The organism is Trabulsiella odontotermitis (genome assembly GCF_030053895.1).
Lineage (GTDB): Bacteria > Pseudomonadota > Gammaproteobacteria > Enterobacterales > Enterobacteriaceae > Trabulsiella > Trabulsiella odontotermitis_C.
The window spans coordinates 3,180,385-3,198,477 of record NZ_CP125781.1 but is presented as its reverse complement, the minus strand read 5'-3'; the positions used below and the strand labels follow the sequence as shown (position 1 = coordinate 3,198,477).

Genomic DNA, 18,093 nt, shown 5'->3' with positions numbered 1-18,093 from the left:
AACTAGCCTGTAACCTATTGAAAAATAGTTGCTTTATGGATTCCGCCTTTGCGCGTTTTTTGAGCACGCAAAGGCAGGAGAATAAAACCGGGGTTGAAAATCAGGATTTCATCAGTTCTCTGGCGGTCGGGTAATCGGTGATTAAAACATCAATATAACCGCCGGTGAGCGCGCCTTTGATAGCGCCGACCTTATCAATGCCACCCGCCAGTGCGATAACATTTGGGCATTTTTTAACCGTTTCCAGCGCCATACCGATGACCGGATCTTCATCATCCGTTAACACCGCGTTCCCCTGTTTGTCATAGTAGTGCAGGCAGATGTCACCTACCGCGCCGCGTTCGGCCAGTACGTGCAGCATTTCTTCGCCGTAGTAGTTTCCCGAGGTTTTCAGCAGTTGCGACGGTTCGAGAATACCGACGCCAACGATGGCGATGTCCACTTCGTCAAAACGGGCAATCACATCGGCCACGTCCTTGCTGGCGGTCAGCCGGTTTTTCTCCTGCACTGACCCTTCAATGCTCTGTGAAGGAAGCAGCCAGGCGTTACAGTTCAGTTGCTGGGCGAGGGTTTGCGTCAGAATAGTGGCCTGTACGTTGCCGTTCGGCCCGACGCCGCCGAGCAACTGGATCACACCGCCCGCTTTGAGATTCTGGGTGTGGACTTCATCGACCATCGCGCGGATGGTGGAACTCCATGAGGAGACGCCGACCAGATCTTTGGGCCGCAGACGGGTTTCCAGATAGTGCGCCGCTGCCGAGCCGATGGCGCGTTTGATGGTGTGATCGGAGGCGTCCTCTTCGGTATCCACCACCACGGCCTGCTTGATGCCGAAACGGTCTTCAATTCCTTTTTCCAGATTGAGAAAAATATTGGACGGCTGGACGACGCTGATTTTCACCACGCCCTCTTTCTGGCAGCGGGTGATCGCCCGGGAGACAAATGACTGAGAAAGCGAGAGAAGTTGAGCGATATCGGACTGTTTGCGTCCTTCCAGATAGTAAAGGGTTGCGATTTTTACCAATAGCCGTTGTTCATCCTGCTTAGCCATGTAGATCCCCAGAAAGTCGTTAATTGCAGCCATTATGTTTGAGCCCATCACGTTACGCGACAAAAAAGCGCGCTTAAGTGTGATGCAACGCAAATTTTCACCAATCCTCTAAAACAGCTATGGACAATTTCTCAACAGTGATACCATAATTGAATAAAGAGTCATTATTGAATATATATTCAGGGTGATTCCAGGTCAACTGAAAATACGCCGGGTGCTGTGGTGCCGGGTGGGGAGGAGGCAGAATGTACCTGAATACGTTCCAACGGCGTCAGTCCTGTCGTGCGTTGTCGGGGGATTTCTGGTTTTTTTAGTTCCTGTTGGAATAAATATTCCATATTGAAATTAAATTCAGAGGTATTAAATGAATCCCTATAACTATGATATTGAAGCGCTGGAGCGCAAAGCACGTGCCGTACGGCGGCACATCGTCAGGCTGAACGCCAACAGCCCGGCGGGCGGTCACACTGGGGCTGATCTGTCGCAGGTTGAATTGCTGACCGCGCTGTACTTCCGCATTCTCAACGTCGCGCCTGATCGCATTGATGATAACGAGCGGGATATTTATATCCAGTCAAAAGGGCATGCGGTGGGGTGCTACTACTGTGTGCTGGCCGAAGCGGGTTTCTTCCCGGTTGACTGGCTGGCGACTTATCAGCATGCCGATTCCCATCTTCCGGGCCACCCGGTACGGCAGAAAACACCGGGCATCGAGCTGAATACCGGTGCATTAGGTCACGGTCTGCCGGTGGCGGTCGGGCTGGCGCTGGCGGCAAAACGCGACAACAGCCGCCGCCGCATTTTCCTCATCACCGGCGACGGTGAGCTGGCCGAAGGCAGCAACTGGGAAGCCGCGCTGGCCGCTGCGCATTACGGTCTGGACAACATCGTCATCATTAATGACAAGAACAATCTTCAGCTGGCGGGCGCCACGCGCGACATCATGAATACCGATCCGCTGGCGGACAAATGGCGCGCCTTCGGAATGCAGGTAACTGAATGCCAGGGCAACGACATGGCATCAGTGGTGGCGGCGATTGAAGGGCTGAAGCAGGAAGGGAAACCGAACGTGATTATCGCCAATACCACCAAAGGTGCAGGCATTTCCTTTATCCAGGGGCGGCCGGAGTGGCACCACCGGGTACCGAAAGGCGATGAGATTGAGCTGGCTCTGGAGGAACTGAAAGATGAGTAATGCAGAACATCTGGCGACGGTGATGGTGCAGGCGTTTATCGACGCGGTAGAGCAGGGGATTGACCTGGTACCGGTGGTCGCGGACTCCACCTCCACGGCAAAAATTTCACCGTTCATGCAGAAGTTTCCCGGCCGGGTGGTCAACGTCGGGATTGCCGAGCAGAGCATGGTCGGCACCGCCGCCGGGCTGGCGCTGGGCGGCAAAGTGGCAGTGACCTGTAACGCGGCACCGTTTTTGATCTCCCGCGCCAATGAACAAATCAAAGTCGATATCTGCTACAACAACACCAACGTGAAGCTGTTTGGCCTGAACGCGGGCGGCAGCTACGGCCCGTTAGCAAGCACTCACCACTCGATTGACGATCTCGCGGTGATGCGTGGTTTTGGCCGCATCCAGATTTTCGCACCGTCGTCGCCGCGGGAGTGCCGACAGATTATCGAGTACGCGCTGGGCTATGTCGGCCCGGTCTACATCCGCATGGACGGTAAAGCCCTGCCGGAACTGTATGACGAGCGTTATCGCTTTACGCCGGGCGCGGTAGTGACGTTGCGTGAAGGGCGCGACATTGCGCTGGTGGCGACAGGCTCCACGGTGCATGAAATCGTCGATGCCGCCACGCGGCTGGCGGACGCGGGTGTTCAGGCGAAAGTGATTAGCGTGCCGTCCATTCGCCCCTGCGACACCGACGCGTTACGCGCGGCGCTGTCTGGCTGCCATGCGGTGATTACAGTGGAAGAGCACAATATCAATGGCGGTCTGGGGAGTCTGGTGGCGGAAGTGATGGCTGAATCCGCACTGCCTGCCACACTCAAACGGCTGGGTATTCCTGACGGCGAATACGCGGCGGCATCGGATCGCGCCTATCTGCGTCAGCGCCACGGTTTTGATGCCGCGAGCATTGCCGCGCAGGCAGAGGCTATGCTGCACAAAGCAGGGTGAGCACCCGGTTGCCCTCCTGCTGCCAGTGAAGGGTAAAGACGGTGTCTTTGGCGAAATCCGCCAGAGGCGCCGTCAGCGCCAGCGTCAGGGTATGCGGCGTAACGGCCATCACCTCTGCGCTGGCAAAGCCGAACAGCCGGTTAACGCGCCGGTGCAGGGCTTTGTACAGACTCTCTTTGGCGCTGAACGCCAGCGTCACGCTCAGCGCAAAGGGCAGTGATGTCAGACACTGGCGTTCGCTTTCCTTTATTACACTCTGCCAGATTTCTTTCGCTTCTGGTTCGTTGAGCACACTCTCCGCATCAATCCCTACCAGCGCCTTTTCATTTTCTGTCACGACGGCCAGCGCCTGCTGACCGCAATGGCTGATGCTGCCGCGAATACCATCCGGCCAGCACGGCTCACGCTGCGGCCCGATGTCAGGCACGGTGGCGCGACCGGTTAACGCTTTGATGGCGTGCGCGGCGGCGATTCGCCCTGCCAGATGTTCGGCCTGACGTTTGCGTCCGGCCTGGTGAAGCTGTGCGTGATGGGGAAGCCAGAGCAGATCGTCCTGGTGTAACGTGGCGGGGTCAAAATCGACCTGATGGATGAGACAACCGGCGAAGGGAAATGTGTGGTGCTGAACATTCATGATTGTCTCCGGCTGCCCTCTCCCCACAGGAGAGAGGGCGAAGGGCTATCAGAAGTGCGTGTTAACACTCATGTACCACGTACGGCCGGATTCGTTATACGTTTCCGCGCCTGCGCCATACATATAGCCAGTGCTGCCGCCGGTGGTCTGGGCATTCCCGGCACGCCAGTGGCGTTTGTCGAAGACATTATCCACACCGCCAGTCAGGCTGACGTTTTTAGTGACGTCCCAGGTCGCGCTCAGGCCAACGATGCTGTACGGGCTGACTTCATTGGTTTCAGAACCGGTGACCGGCTGACCTTTATAGTTGTATTTCTTCGGCTGCTGCTTGCCGTACCACGTAAAGGTGGATTGCACAGAGACATCCTGAAGTACCTGCCAGCTCAGCGTCGAGTTGAGCGTGTACTCCGGGATGATCGACAGGCGATCGCCGGTCTCTTTGTTTTTACTCTGCAACATGTAAGTGATGTTGTTGGTCCAGTTCACCGTGTCGGTGACCGGTACATTCAGGGTGCCTTCCAGCCCTTCAACCACTGCTTTTGGCACGTTTTCCCACTGGTAGATGTCAGTTTTCGTCGAGCCTTTCGACGTCTGGCTAATTGGCGCATAGCCCGCTTCGATTTTATTGCGATAGTCGTTACGGAACCAGGTCACGCCCGCTAACCAGCCATCACGTTTGAACTCCAGGCCAATCTCTTTGTTGATGCTGGTTTCCGCTTTAAGATCGTCGTTACCCATCATGTAGCAACCCACGCCGGTGCCGCTGGCGTAGCAGCCCTGGCCTTTGCTGTACAGAATGTAGTTCGGGTTGGTCTGATAGAGGCTCGGCGCTTTGTAGGCGCGGGCGATACCCATTTTCAGCGTGAAGTCATCGCCAAGTCCCTGCGACAGGTTCAGCGACGGGCTCCAGTTGTTGCCGACGATACTGTGATGATCAAAACGCAGCGCCGGGGTCAGCATGGTGGAATCGGTCAGCTCCATGTTGTCTTCAGCAAACAGCGAGAAGATTTCTGCTTGCGAATAGGGGCTGCGGTCGGTACTGCTGGAGCCAGGAATGTTGCCGCCCATGAACGCCTGGGTGTTCGACGCCATGTCTTTCATGCGCTGCTGGTTCCACTCGGTGCCCAGCGTCAGGTTCTGGTTGACCAGCAGATCCAGCGGCAGGCTGACTTCGCTGTGCAACATCAGGTCAGAGAGATCGATATCCACGAATTTATTGCTGCTGAAAATCCCCTCGGTGCCGCCCGCCAGCCCTTCGCCTTTACGCGAATTGCGGGTGTGTTCGTACTGCACCCAGTTACTGGTGGTGACGCCGTTGTCCCAGCCACCGTTCCAGGTGAGCGAGTAGTTCTGGCGATAGAGACGGTTAGTCTCTTTACCGTAGTTCTCTTTCACCAGATCGTTACTGTTGGTGTTCTGCGTATCGCCCGCGTAGAGGTTGCCCTGGCGACTGTAGCCCGCTTCAAACTCCAGCGAATTCATCGGCGCAAAGTCCCAGCGCAGCACGCCGTTAATATCTTTATTGATCACCCCTTCACGCCCGGCGGGCAAGGTGTTGGCATAAATCCCGGTACGTTCAGACTGATGCCCTTGGTTGATATCCCACGCATCGGCCTGGGTTTTGTCGAGGTTGCCGTACAGACGGAAACTGAAATCGCCGCCCAGCGGGCCGTTCAGGCTGAAGTTGGTGCGTTTGGTGGCACCTTCGTCTTTATGCTCCGGCGCATTGAAATAGGTATTCCATGAGCCGTGCCAGTCGTTGTCGCCTTTTTTGGTGATGATGTTCACCACACCACCAGCGGCACCGTTGCCGTAACGGGCGGCGGCCGGGCCACGGATCACTTCGATGCGTTCGATCATCTCCGGTGGTACCCAGCCGGTGTCGCCACGGGTGTCACGCTCGCCGCGCCAGCCAAGACGCACGGCGTTGCGGCTGGTGACCGGTTTACCGTCGATCAGGATCAGCGTGTTTTCCGGCCCCATCCCACGGATGTCGATTTGCCGGTTGTTGCCGCGCTGACCGCTGGTGGAGTTCCCGGTGAGGTTCACGCCCGGCATAGTGCGGATGATCTCAGAGACATCGCGCGCCGCCGGATTCTTGCGGATTTCGTCGGCGGTGATGGTAGACACACCCGGCGCCTGAAGGTTTTGTTGTGCCGCAGTGACCACCATCGTCTCTTCCGCTGCCGCGGTTTTCTCGTCGGTGGTCTCTTCTGCGTGCAATGGTAATGCAATCCCGTAAATTCCCAGATTGACCAACAAGGCCAGGGATTTGATCTTGTTATTCATTTTTATTCCCGATGTGAAAGGTCTGAATTAAAAAACGCGCGGCATTACGCTATTGCAAATGAAAATAGTTATCAATAGTATTATCAGTATATTTTGAGTGATACCACAAAATACAGTGTAAACATGGGGTTAATGTGGCGGAGATGTTAACGGCAGGTAGTGAAAGATGGTGGGCGGAGAAAAAAGGCCCGCAATGGCAGCCGGAAGGTGACGGTTATCGCGTCACGTTCTGGTGGCGCGATCCGGCCGGTAGTGAGCAAATCTCCGCCGTACAGCGGGTGTGGATTTATATCACCGGGGTTACTGATCATCACCAGAACGCCACGCCGCAAACCCTGACGCGCCTGCCCGGCACTGATGTCTGGCAGTGGCAGACGTTGCTGCCCGCCCACTGGCGCGGCACTTATTGTTTTATCCCTTCCGAACGTGATGACGATTTTCCCCCGGACGTGTTCAGCGGCACGCCTGAGCGCAACGCATTGCGTGACGGCTGGCGAAAACTGCTGCCGCAGGCGATTGCCGATCCGCGCAATCCGCAGGGCTGGACGGGTGGGCGAGGGCATGCCGTGTCGGTGCTGGAGATGCCGGACGCGCCGGTGCAACCCGGCTGGAATCTGCCAGCGCCTGTGTACACGCCGCCGGTGCGCCTGACCTGGCGCAGCCCGATATTGCACAACACGCGCCGGGTGTGGGTATTCACCACCGGTAACGATAACGACGCCACGCGCCCGCTGGCGATCCTGCTGGACGGCCAGTTCTGGGCGCAAAGCCAGCCTGTGTGGCCTGCGCTGGCAGCGCTGACACAGCAGGGCGAACTGCCGCCGGCAGTGTACGTGCTGATTGATGCGCTCGATACCGCCACCCGTGGTCGGGAACTGCCGTGTAACGACGATTTCTGGCAGGCGGTGCAGCAAGAGTTGTTGCCGCAGGTGCGGGCGGTGGCACCGTTCAGCGATCGCCCTGAACAGACGGTGGTGGCGGGGCAAAGTTTTGGTGGTCTGGCGGCGATGTACGCCGGGCTGCACTGGCCGCAGCGCTTTGGTTGCGTGCTGAGCCAGTCCGGCTCTTACTGGTGGCCGCATCGCGGCGGGCAGCAGTCGGGCGCGTTGCCCGAACAACTCAAACGTGGCGAGGCCTCGCCGCACGGTTTACGCATCTGGCTGGAAGCGGGCGAGCGCGAGCCGGTGATCTTTCGCGCTAATCAGGCGCTGTTAGCGCCGTTGCAGGCCACCGCCCGACAGGTGCTCTGGTGGCCGGTAGATGGCGGTCATGATGCGCTGTGCTGGCGGGGCGGGCTGACCGCCGGGCTGATCGCGCTCTGGCAACCGCTGCTCACCGCCGGACGCTAACATCTACAGGAGTTTGCTATGCAGGGCAGTAACCCTTTCGACGATCCTCAGGGGCAGTTTTACATTCTGCGTAACGCGCAGCAGCAGTATTGCCTGTGGCCGCAACAATGCGCATTACCTGCCGGGTGGCTGGCGGTCTGCGAGCCGCAATCCGTGGAACAGTGCAACGCCTGGCTGGCAGATCGTGTTACTACGTTAAGCCCCGCTCATTACGCCAGTGCAGGACGCGAACATGAATAATTATCTTCCACTGGTGGCGGCACAGCCGGGGATCTGGATGGCCGAGCAGCTTTCCACATTGCCGAACGCGTGGAGCGTGGCGCATTACGTTGAACTGAGCGGCGAGCTGGATGCCGCGCGGCTGAGCCAGGCGATTATCACCGGGATGATGCAGGCCGACACGCTGCGTATGCGTTTTCGCGAGCAGGATGGCGTGGTCAGCCAGTGGCTGGACGAGACGCTGACGTTTGCCGCCCCGGAGGTTGTCGATGTGCGTGCTGAGGCGCAACCGCATGCTGCCGCGCTGGCGATGATGCAGGCCGATCTTAATCAGGATCTGCGCGTCGACAGCGGCAACCCGCTGGTGAGGCACGCCCTGTTCCGCATTGCTGACAATCGCTGGTACTGGTATCAGCGTTATCATCATTTACTGGTGGATGGCTTCAGTTTCCCGGCGATAACCCGCCAGATTGTGACGATTTATCGTGCCTGGCAGCAGGGCGAGCCGACGCCAGCCTCGCCGTTTACGCCGTTTGCTGAGGTGGTGGAAGAGTATCAGCAGTACCCGCACAGCGAGGCGTATCAGCGCGACAAACAGTTCTGGGCCACGCAACGCGCAGCACTGCCGTCTCCGGCGTCGCTCTCTCCGCTGCCGCTACCGGGGCGCGCGGCGACCACCGAGATCTGGCGTCTGCATCTGACGGCTGATCGCCAGGCGTTCAGCCAACTGGCAAGCGCAGCGATGGACTGCCAGCGCGCCGATCTGGCACTGGCGCTGGTGACGCTGTGGCTCGGTCGGTTGTGCGGACGCACCGAATACGCCGCCGGGTTTATTTTTATGCGTCGCATGGGCTCCGCAGCGCTGACCGCCACCGGCCCGGTGCTCAACGTGTTGCCGATGGCGGTTCAGCTTAATGCGGCTGAAACGCTGCCACAACTGGCACAGCGGCTTGCGGCGCAACTGAAGAAAATGCGCCGCCATCAGCGTTACGATGCCGAGCAGATTGTCCGCGACAGCGGCAAAGCGGCCGGTGATGAACCGCTGTTTGGCCCGGTGCTGAACGTCAAAGTGTTTGACTATCAGCTCGATTTGCCGGGCATTCGCGCGACCACTCACACCCTTGCCACTGGCCCGGTTAACGATCTCGAACTGGCGCTGTTCCCGGATGACAGCGGCGGCTTAACCCTCGAAATTCTTGCCAATAAACAGCGTTACGATCACGCCACGCTCACCGCTCACGTTGACCGTCTGACGGCGATGCTCAGCCAGTTTGCGGCAGATCCCGCATTGCGCTGCGGCGAGGTTGATCTGCTGTCAGCCATTGAGGTTCAGCGACTGGCGGCGATTAACGATACCGGCATGATGTTGCCGGAAACCACCCTCAGCGCACTGGTGGCGGCGCAGGCGGCGAAAACGCCCGACGCCACGGCGCTGTTGGATGCTCGCTGGCAGTTCAGCTACCGGGAGATGCGCGAGCAGGTGGTGGCACTGGCGACGTGCTTACGCGAACGCGGTGTGAAGCCTGGCGACAGCGTGGCGGTGGCGTTGCCGCGCTCGGTGTTTCTGACCCTGGCGCTGCACGGTATCGTCGAAGCCGGGGCCGCCTGGCTGCCATTAGATACCGGCTACCCGGATGACCGTCTGCAGATGATGCTGGACGATGCGCAGCCGTCATTGCTGATCACCTCCGCCGATCAACTGTCGCGTTTCTCCGGCATCGACACGCTGTGTTACAGCGCACCGCTGCCGGTCACCGACGGCGCGACGCTGGCGCTGTCCCGCCCGCAACACACCGCGTACATCATTTTTACCTCCGGCTCGACAGGGCGCCCGAAAGGGGTGATGGTCGGGCAAACCGCCATCGTGAATCGCCTGCTGTGGATGCAACATCATTATCCGTTAACGCCGGATGACGTGGTGGCGCAGAAAACGCCGTGCAGTTTTGACGTCTCGGTCTGGGAATTCTGGTGGCCGTTTATTGCCGGTGCAAGTCTGGTGATGGCGGAGCCGGAAGCGCACCGCGATCCGCTGGCGATGCAGCAGTTCTTCCGTCATTATGGCATCACCACCACCCATTTTGTGCCGTCGATGCTGGCGGCGTTTGTCGCCTCGCTGACGGCGGAAAACCGCGATTGTTGCCGGAGCCTGAAACAGGTGTTCTGTAGTGGCGAAGCCCTGCCGACCGGATTGTGCCGCGAATGGGAGCAACTGACCGGCACGCCATTGCATAACCTTTACGGCCCGACGGAAGCGGCGGTGGATGTCAGCTGGTATCCGGCCTGTGGAGCAGAACTGGCCGCAGTGACCGGCAACAGTGTGCCGATTGGTTTCCCGGTATGGAATACCGGGCTGCGGATTCTCGATGCGATGATGCGCCCGGTGCCGCCAGGCGTGGCGGGAGATCTCTATCTCACCGGCATTCAACTGGCACAGGGCTATCTGGGCAGGCCGGATTTAACCGCCAGTCGGTTTATCGCGGATCCGTTTGTCCCCGGCGAGCGCATGTACCGCACTGGCGACGTGGCGCGCTGGCTGGATAACGGCGCGGTGGAATATCTCGGTCGCAGCGACGATCAGCTGAAAATCCGCGGCCAGCGCATTGAACTGGGTGAAATCGACCGCGTGATGTCGGCCCTGCCGGACGTCGCGCAGGCGGTAGCTCATGCCTGCGTGTTTAATCAGGCGGCGGCAACCGGTGGCGATGCGCGTCAACTGGTGGGTTATCTGATTTCTGCTTCCGGGCTGCCGCTGGACACCCGCGTATTGCAGGCGCAACTGCGTGAACAACTGCCGCCACACATGGTACCGGCAGTGCTTCTGCAACTGGATGCGCTGCCGCTCAGCGCTAACGGCAAACTGGATCGCAAAGCGCTGCCGCTGCCGCAACTGACCCCGACGACCCGCGGACGTGCGCCGTTACCGGGCACCGAATCCACTGTCGCGCGGGCATTCAGCGCGTTACTGGGCTGTGAGGTCAACGACGCTGACGCGGATTTCTTCGCCCTCGGCGGTCATTCGCTACTGGCGATGCGGCTGGCGGCGCAACTGAGCCGCACGTTTGCCCGGCAGGTGACGCCAGGGCAGATCATGGTGGCATCGACGGTGGCGACACTGAGCGCGTTGCTGACCGCAGAGGATAATGCGCAGGCGCAGCGGCTGGGGTTTGAGGCGGTGTTACCGCTGCGAAAAAGCCACGGCCCGACGCTGTTCTGCTTCCATCCGGCCTCCGGTTTTGCCTGGCAGTTTAGCGTTCTGGCGCGCTATCTGCGTGAGCACTGGAACATCACCGGCATTCAGTCGCCGCGTCCGGCAGGGCCGATGCAGACCGCCGCAACGCTCGACGAGGTCTGCGAACAGCATCTGAATACGCTGCTGGCGCAGCAGCCGGAAGGCCCGTATTACCTGTTCGGTTATTCGCTGGGCGGAACGCTGGCGCAGGGCATCGCTGCCCGTTTACATCAGCGCGGGGAAACAGTAGCGTTTTTAGGGCTGCTCGATACCTGGCCGCCGGAGACGCAAAACTGGGCGGAAAAAGAGGCCAACGGTCTCGATCCGGAGGTGCTGGCGGAAATTGCCCGCGAGCGTGAGGCGTTTATTGCCGCGCAGCAGGGGCAGGGGTCTGACGCGCTGTTCAGCGCCATCGAAGGTAATTATGCCGATGCGGTGCGTTTGCTGACCACGGCACACAGCGTGCCGTTTGACGGTACCGCGACACTGTTCGTGGCGGAAAAGACGCTGCCGGAGGGGATGGATCCGCAACGCGCCTGGGCGCCGTGGGTAAAAACGCTGGAAGTGTACCGTCAGGATTGCGCCCATGTGGAGATTATCTCCCCGCAGGCGTTTAAACAGATTGGCCCGGTGTTGCGTGAGATTTTAGGCTAATTCACAGGGGGCTTAGCGCCCCCGTTTACCCAGTGGCACCACCAGTGGCGTACCGGCTACCGGGTCGTCAATGATGGTACAGCGCAGGCCGTAGATCGCCTCAATCAGTCCGGCAGTGATAATCGTCTTCGGCGCGCCTTCCGCCACAATCTTCCCGTCACGCAGGGCGATGATATGTGTCGCGTAGCGGCAGGCCTGGTTGAGGTCATGCAGTACCGCCGCCAGCGTGTAGCCTTTCTCGCGATTCAGTTCACTGAGTAATTCCAGCAGATCGATCTGATGGCTGATATCCAGCCAGGTGGTGGGTTCATCCAGCAGCATGATGGCGGTTTCCTGCGCCAGCACCATGGCGATCCACGCCCGCTGCCGCTGGCCGCCAGAAAGGGTATCCACGCTTTGCTGCGCCAGTTCGGTGATCCCGGTGGCCTGCATCGCCCGGGTGACCGCCTCGTCATCTTCCTGACGCCAGCGGGTGAACAGCGGCTGGTGCGGGTAGCGTCCGCGCGCCACCAGTTCCTGCACGGTGATATCGCCAGGTGTGGTGGCGTTTTGCGCCAGCAGGCCAATGCGCCGCGCCACCTCTTTGCTGGGGTAATGCTGAATATGCTCGCCATCAAGCCAGACATGGCCGTGCGACGGCGTCATCAGACGACTCAGCGTGCGCAGCAGCGTCGATTTTCCGCAGCCGTTCGGGCCGATGATCGCCGTGAAGTGGCCGTCGGGTATGGCGACGCTGAGTTGTTCGGCAATGATTTTCTTGCCGTAAGCGAGGGTTAACTGGTCGCCGCGCAGACGGGCTGAGGTCTCGATCATGTTTTGCGGGACTCCTGAATTAACAACGCGATGAGGTAGATGCCGCCGAGGCTGACGGTCACCACGCCCACCGGGAGCTGGTACGGTAAAAACAGTTGCTGGGCGCAGAAATCTGCCAGCGTCAGCAGTAATGCGCCGCACAGTGCCGATTGCGTCAGCCCCCAGCGGGCGGTACCGCTGAGGCGTCTGGCGATGTGCGGTGCCACCAGCGCAATAAACGAAATCGGCCCGGCCAGCGCGGTGGCTGCGGCGGTTAAGATTACCGCGATCAGCATCAGCAGCAACCGGGAACGCTCGATCCGCACGCCAAGCGCGCAGGCGCTGTCATCGCCCATTTCCAGCAGACGCATCCGCCGTACCAGCAGCGTGGCGCAGAGTAGCGCGAGGATAATCAGCGGCGCGGACGGCCAGGTTTTCGCCCAGGTAAGACCGTTCAGCGATCCGGCATTCCACAGTCCCGCTGACAGTGCCGTTTCCAGCGAGGCGCGCAACAGTAGCCAGGTATTAAAAGCGATGAGCATCGCGCGAATGCCGATGCCGATAATAATCAGACGGAAGGTGTCGATGCCGTTGCGCCAGGCCAGCGCCCAGACTACCAGCGAGGTGAGCACGCCGCCGACCATCGCCGCTAGCGCGATGGCGGTCAGTTGCTGGCCGAACAGTACCATCGCCACCAGCACGCCGCTCCAGGCGCCAGTGTTGAAGCCCATGACGTCCGGGCTGCCGAGCGGGTTGCGCATCAGCGACTGAAAAATGGCACCGCTGACGCCAAGCGCGGCGCCCGTCAGTAGTGCCATCAACACCCGCGGTAACCGCCATTCGGTCACTACCAGCGTGACATTGCGCGGCGCATCGCCAGACAGCGCGGCGATTACCTGATTCAGCTCCAGCGTGACCGCGCCGCTTCGCAAGCCCCACAACGCTATCGCCAGACTGGCAGCAACCAGCAGCACACAGCTCAATACTAACCGGCGGGAAGGGGCGATCATCGCGCAGCTCCTTTCGGCTGACGACGCACCAGCCAGATCAGCACCGGTGCGCCAATAAAAGCACTCACCACTGACACCCGCAGTTCACCAGGAACCAGCAGGCGGCCGAGAATATCGGCGAACAGCAGTAGCGCGGGGGTGGCGAGCAGCGTGACCGGCAGCGACCAGCGGTGATCGGCGCCCACCAGCCAGCGCGCCATGTGCGGCATCATCAGGCCAATAAAGGCGATGGGGCCGACAATCGCGGTGGCGCTGCCGCTCAGTACGGCGATCGCCAGCAGGCCGATAAGTTGCGTGCGCGCGACGCGACTGCCCAATGCGGTGGCGGTATCGGCACCAAGGCTCAGACTGTTCAGCGAACGACTCAGGCCGAGCGCCACGGCACCGGCAATCAGTACCGGCAGCAGCACCACTTTCAGCGTGTGCAGCGTGCGGATATCCAGCGAACCGGCCTGCCAGAAACGCAACTGGTCGTAAACGTCCGGGTTGAGCAGCGCGATGCCGCTGGACAGCCCTTCCAGCACCGCGCCGAGAGCCACCCCCGCCAGCGTCAGGCGAACCGGGCTGAGCTGACCGCCGCCCTGACTGCCGGTAAACGCCACCAGCAGCGATGCCGCCAGCGCGCCGCTGAAGGCCATCATCAGTTGTTCCTGCGGTGAAGAAAAGCCGAGCAGCGCCGCGCCGAGCACGATGGCGAAGCTGGCGCCTGAATTGACGCCAAGAATGCCCGGGTCGGCAAGCGGATTGCGGGTCAGGGTTTGCATCAGCGCCCCGGCCAGACCCAGCGCGCCGCCCGCCAGCAGCCCGGCAAGGGTTCGCGGCAGGCGCGCATCAAGGACGATGGTGCAATCGGCGCTCTGACAACGGCCCGACAGCGCATCGGTAATCACGCCAAAGGGCAGCGGTTTCGCCCCGATAAGCAGGCTGAGCACCGTGGCAAAAATTAACAGGATCAACAAACCGGGCACGGCAACGGCGCGCATCGCGGTTTTCGCACATGTCATAAGTACATCCATGAGTATGATAATGATAGTAATTATCGTTATCGATCTTATTTGATTATGTTAACATGTGCCACCACGGAAAGGGTAAGAAAATCATTCAAGGCACCGTCATGAACCGACAATCCTGGCTGCTCAACCTGAGCCTGCTGAAAACGCATCCGGCGTATCGCGCTGTATTTATTGCCCGCTTTATCTCGATTTTATCGCTCGGTTTGCTGGGGGTGGCGATCCCGGTGCAGATCCAGACGATGACCCACTCCACCTGGCAGGTGGGGTTGTCGGTAACGCTGACCGGCAGCGCGATGTTTGTCGGTTTGATGGCGGGCGGCGTGCTGGCGGATCGTTATGAACGTAAAAAACTGATCCTGCTGGCGCGCGGCACCTGCGGCATCGGTTTTCTCGGGCTGTGGCTGAACGCGCAGTTGCCGGAACCATCGCTGCTGGCGATTTACCTGCTCGGCCTGTGGGATGGCTTTTTCGCGTCGTTAGGCGTGACTGCGCTGCTGGCGGCTACCCCGGCGCTGGTCGGGCGGGAAAATCTGATGCAGGCGGGGGCGATCACCATGCTGACGGTGCGTCTGGGGTCGGTCATTTCGCCGATGATCGGCGGCCTGTTGCTGGCGTCTGGTGGTGTGGCATGGAATTTCCTGCTGGCGGCGCTCGGCACCTTTATCACCACCCTGACGCTGCTGCGTCTGCCATTGCTGCCGCCACCGCCGCAACCGCGTGAGCACCCGCTGGCCTCGCTGCTGGCGGGGATCCGTTTTCTGGTCCACCACCCGTTGATTGGCGGCATTGCGTTGTTGGGTGGTTTGCTGACCATGGCGAGCGCCGTGCGCGTGCTCTATCCGGCGCTGGCGCAGGGCTGGCAGATGTCCGCTTCGCAAATTGGCCTGCTGTATGCGGCATTCCCGCTTGGCGCGGCGCTGGGCGCGCTGACCAGCGGCACGCTTTCACAGACGCCGCGACCGGGCAGGGTGATGCTGCTGACGACGATCGCTGCATTTATCGCAATGGCATTATTCAGCGTAATGCCGTGGTGGCCCGCTGGCGTGCTGTGCCTGGTGTTCGCGGGCTGGCTGAGCGCCATCAGTTCGCTGTTGCAGTACACCCTGATCCAGACGCAAACGCCGGAAGCGATGCTCGGGCGCATTAACGGATTGTGGACCGCGCAAAATGTTACCGGAGACGCGATTGGCGCGGCGCTGCTGGGTGGAATCGGGGCGATTCTGACGCCGGTGGTTTCCGCCAGCGCCAGCGGGTGGGTGCTGGCGCTGATCGGCGTGTTGCTGGCGGGGCTGCTACGGGAGCTACGAACCTTCAGGCGGGAAGTCACTGTCTGATATGCCGGGTGGCGGCTGTACCTTACCCGGCCTACAGGTCTCACTGGCGCAACCATTCAACCGAACAATGTTTCCAGACGCTGTAGCACCAGCATGGCGCTGTAGTAGTCGAGACGGAAGGTTTCGGTGCCGAGCGCATAAACCTGCTGGTGTTGGACCGCAGACAGGTGGGCGAGCAACGGGTTAGCGTAAATCGCGTCAACGTCTTTCTGGTCACCGGCAAACAGGAACAGCGATTCACCGTTCAGCCCGGTCGCCAGATTTTCACCGCCAAGTTGCAGGATGTCGTGACGTTTGCCCTGGCTCTGGCTGGTGTGCAGCCCGGCAGGCAGCGGGGCGAGGGTAAAACCGAGCTGGCGCAACAGCTTGCCCTGCGCGGATTCGGCCGTCCAGAGATTGGCGCTGTGCGCCGCAGCGGTATAGACCAGCGCGCTGACCGGCTGCGGCGGCAGGGTCATCTGCTTTTTCAGCGCCGCCAGCTGCTGATTGAAGCTGGTAATGCGCTCGGTGGCCTCTTTTTCCTGACCGGTAATGGTGCCGAGCTGCGCCAGCAGTTCCTGCCAGCTTTTATCGTCGTAGTTGATGATGAGCGTCGGGGCGATGGCGGAGAGCTGATCGTAAAGCGAGATGGCGGAATCACCGCCCGTGGCGCTGATGAGGATCAGATCCGGCATTTGTGCGGCAACAGCTTCCGCGCTGGGTTCGCCGATGTACAGCCGTGTGAGCTTGCGCGCTTTTGCCACATCACCCCACTGGCGCAGAAAACCCTGATCGTCGGCGACGCGGTTATTCGGTGTGGTAGCGCCGCTGGCGACCACCGGGGCGTCAATCGCCAGCAGCGAGCCGGTGAGAGTGACGCTGGTGGAGACAATGCGCGTCGGCTTGTGTTCCAGCGTCTGCGTACCATGGCTGTCTGTCACCTGACGCGGCCAGTCTGCCGCGCTGGCTGAGGCTAATCCTAAAAGCCAGAGGCCGGAAATCAGCAGGGTATTACGCCACAACGAAGGGAATTTCACGGATAAGGTTCCTGTTTTATATGGAAGTGAATGCGTCTCATTTTCACAAGTCGCTGCGACGGTTGCAAGCGTTTGACGCACAAGACGTTGCCGGACAGGTTGACATCCCGCGCAATTACTTTTAGCTTACCGAACCAAAATACAAATGATAATCATTATTAATGTCTTTATCGTTTTTGGAGGATGATATGGAAACGTCAATGGCTGAGGATGTGCTGGATGCAACGACTACGCTGTCGCCCGACCGCTTTTTGTTTATGTCACCTTACCGCAGCTTTACCGCGTCTGGCTGCTTCCGCCGTATCACCACGCCGGTGGTAGACGGGGACAACCTCAACAGCGCCTTCCAGCGAACCTTAACCACCGCCTTCGGCGACGCGAAAGCCGCCGGGATCCGCAAGCCGGTGATGGTCGGGGCGATCCCGTTTGATACCACGCAACCTTCCGCACTGTTTATTCCTGAACGCTGGCAAACTTTTTCGCGTACCCGCAGGCAACATGCGGCGCGTTACGCGGCAGCGCTGCCGGAAATCAACGTTACCGCACGTCAGGAAATCCCCGCGCAGGACAGCTTTATGACCATGGTCGCACGGGCGGCGGAGCGCACTGCCACGCCGGAAGTGGACAAAGTGGTGCTTTCGCGACTGATCGACATTTCGACCGATGCGCCGCTCGACAGCGGGGCACTGCTGGAACGGCTGATCGCGCAGAATCCGGCGAGCTATAACTTCCACATTCCACTGCCGGACGGCGGTGTGCTGCTGGGTGCCAGCCCGGAACTGTTGCTGCGCAAAGAGGGCGAGCACTACAGCTCTCTGCCGCTGGCCGGTTCGGCGCGCCGTCAGCCGGACGACATGCTGGATCGCGAAGCGGGTAATAAGCTGCTGGCTTCGGAGAAAGATCGCCACGAACACGATCTGGTGACCCAGGCGATGAAAACTGTGCTGGCACCGCGCAGCAAAATGCTGGCGATGCCAGATTCCCCGCAACTGATGACCACCCCGACGCTGTGGCATCTGGCGACGCCCATCGAAGGCGTGGCGCGCGAGGAAGAAAATGCGTTGTCGCTGGCCTGCCTGCTGCATCCGACTCCGGCGCTGAGCGGCTTTCCGCATCAGGCCGCGAAGCGCCTGATTGCGGAACTGGAGCCTTTCGAACGCGAACTGTTTGGCGGCATCGTCGGCTGGTGCGACGACGAAGGCAACGGCGAATGGGTGGTGACAATCCGCTGCGCTCGCGTGCGGGAAAACCAGGTGCGTCTGTTTGCTGGCGCGGGGATTGTGCCTGCGTCGTCACCGCTTTCCGAGTGGCGCGAAACCGGCGTGAAACTCTCCACCATGCTGAACGTTTTTGGCCTGCATTAAGGAA

General features: G+C 60.1%; 14 protein-coding genes. 7 read left to right on the top strand and 7 right to left on the bottom strand.

The window, feature by feature from the left end:
• Positions 1–100: 100 nt before the first annotated feature.
• Entirely contained in the window at positions 101–1,051 is a 951-nt protein-coding gene (locus QMG90_RS15350) for a sugar-binding transcriptional regulator (RefSeq protein ID WP_283280488.1), read from the bottom strand.
• A gap of 364 nt (positions 1,052–1,415) precedes the next feature.
• Here QMG90_RS15350 and QMG90_RS15345 point away from each other — a divergent pair, with 364 nt between their 5' ends.
• Together QMG90_RS15345 and QMG90_RS15340 are read left to right on the top strand one after the other, a co-directional pair.
• Positions 1,416–2,246, top strand: coding sequence for a transketolase (locus tag QMG90_RS15345; protein ID WP_283280487.1), 831 nt, complete (start codon positions 1,416–1,418; stop codon positions 2,244–2,246).
• Complete coding sequence (locus tag QMG90_RS15340) at positions 2,239–3,186, top strand: transketolase family protein (protein WP_283280486.1); 948 nt, start codon at positions 2,239–2,241, stop codon at positions 3,184–3,186. The genes QMG90_RS15345 and QMG90_RS15340 overlap by 8 nt, the downstream gene beginning before the upstream one ends.
• Here the strand turns inward: QMG90_RS15340 and entD are convergent.
• Both entD and QMG90_RS15330 read right to left on the bottom strand, forming a co-directional pair.
• Positions 3,164–3,820: an enterobactin synthase subunit EntD gene (gene entD / locus QMG90_RS15335; protein WP_283280485.1), complete on the bottom strand. Its 657-nt coding sequence runs from the start codon at positions 3,818–3,820 to the stop codon at positions 3,164–3,166. The genes QMG90_RS15340 and entD overlap by 23 nt on opposite strands.
• Positions 3,821–3,868: 48 nt before the next feature.
• Positions 3,869–6,109, bottom strand: a complete 2,241-nt coding sequence (locus QMG90_RS15330; protein WP_283280484.1) for a TonB-dependent siderophore receptor — start codon at positions 6,107–6,109, stop codon at positions 3,869–3,871.
• A gap of 143 nt (positions 6,110–6,252) precedes the next feature.
• On the opposite strand from QMG90_RS15330, the gene fes reads away from it, so the two are divergent.
• The 3 genes from fes to entF are packed head-to-tail and all read left to right on the top strand — an operon-like array spanning position 6,253 to position 11,560.
• A complete protein-coding gene (fes, locus tag QMG90_RS15325) occupies positions 6,253–7,458 on the top strand; it encodes an enterochelin esterase (RefSeq protein WP_283283978.1) in 1,206 nt (401 codons plus the stop codon).
• Between the two features lie 18 nt (positions 7,459–7,476).
• Positions 7,477–7,698, top strand: a complete 222-nt coding sequence (locus QMG90_RS15320; RefSeq protein WP_283280483.1) for an MbtH family protein — start codon at positions 7,477–7,479, stop codon at positions 7,696–7,698.
• Entirely contained in the window at positions 7,691–11,560 is a 3,870-nt protein-coding gene (gene entF, locus QMG90_RS15315) for an enterobactin non-ribosomal peptide synthetase EntF (protein ID WP_283280482.1), read from the top strand. The genes QMG90_RS15320 and entF overlap by 8 nt, the downstream gene beginning before the upstream one ends.
• A 12-nt stretch (positions 11,561–11,572) precedes the next feature.
• Here the strand turns inward: entF and fepC are convergent, their stop codons facing one another.
• From fepC to fepD, 3 genes are read right to left on the bottom strand one after another with little or no spacing between them, the layout of a single operon-like run.
• Positions 11,573–12,373 carry an iron-enterobactin ABC transporter ATP-binding protein gene (gene fepC / locus QMG90_RS15310; protein ID WP_283280481.1) on the bottom strand — a complete coding sequence of 267 codons (801 nt, stop codon included), beginning with the start codon at positions 12,371–12,373 and terminating at the stop codon, positions 11,573–11,575.
• Complete coding sequence (gene fepG, locus QMG90_RS15305; RefSeq protein ID WP_283280480.1) at positions 12,370–13,362, bottom strand: iron-enterobactin ABC transporter permease; 993 nt, start codon at positions 13,360–13,362, stop codon at positions 12,370–12,372. Before fepG ends, fepC begins: the two co-directional genes overlap by 4 nt.
• Positions 13,359–14,366, bottom strand: a complete 1,008-nt coding sequence (fepD, locus tag QMG90_RS15300) for a Fe(3+)-siderophore ABC transporter permease (RefSeq protein WP_283280479.1) — start codon at positions 14,364–14,366, stop codon at positions 13,359–13,361. The genes fepG and fepD overlap by 4 nt, the downstream gene beginning before the upstream one ends.
• A gap of 110 nt (positions 14,367–14,476) precedes the next feature.
• Between fepD and entS the strand changes: the two genes are divergently transcribed.
• Positions 14,477–15,709, top strand: coding sequence for an enterobactin transporter EntS (gene entS, locus QMG90_RS15295; protein WP_283280478.1), 1,233 nt, complete (start codon positions 14,477–14,479; stop codon positions 15,707–15,709).
• A 56-nt stretch (positions 15,710–15,765) separates the two neighbouring features.
• Here the strand turns inward: entS and fepB are convergent, their stop codons facing one another.
• Entirely contained in the window at positions 15,766–16,725 is a 960-nt protein-coding gene (gene fepB / locus QMG90_RS15290) for a Fe2+-enterobactin ABC transporter substrate-binding protein (protein WP_283280477.1), read from the bottom strand.
• A gap of 188 nt (positions 16,726–16,913) precedes the next feature.
• Here fepB and entC point away from each other — a divergent pair, with 188 nt between their 5' ends.
• Positions 16,914–18,089: an isochorismate synthase EntC gene (gene entC, locus QMG90_RS15285; protein ID WP_283280476.1), complete on the top strand. Its 1,176-nt coding sequence runs from the start codon at positions 16,914–16,916 to the stop codon at positions 18,087–18,089.
• The last annotated feature ends 4 nt before the right edge of the window (positions 18,090–18,093 follow it).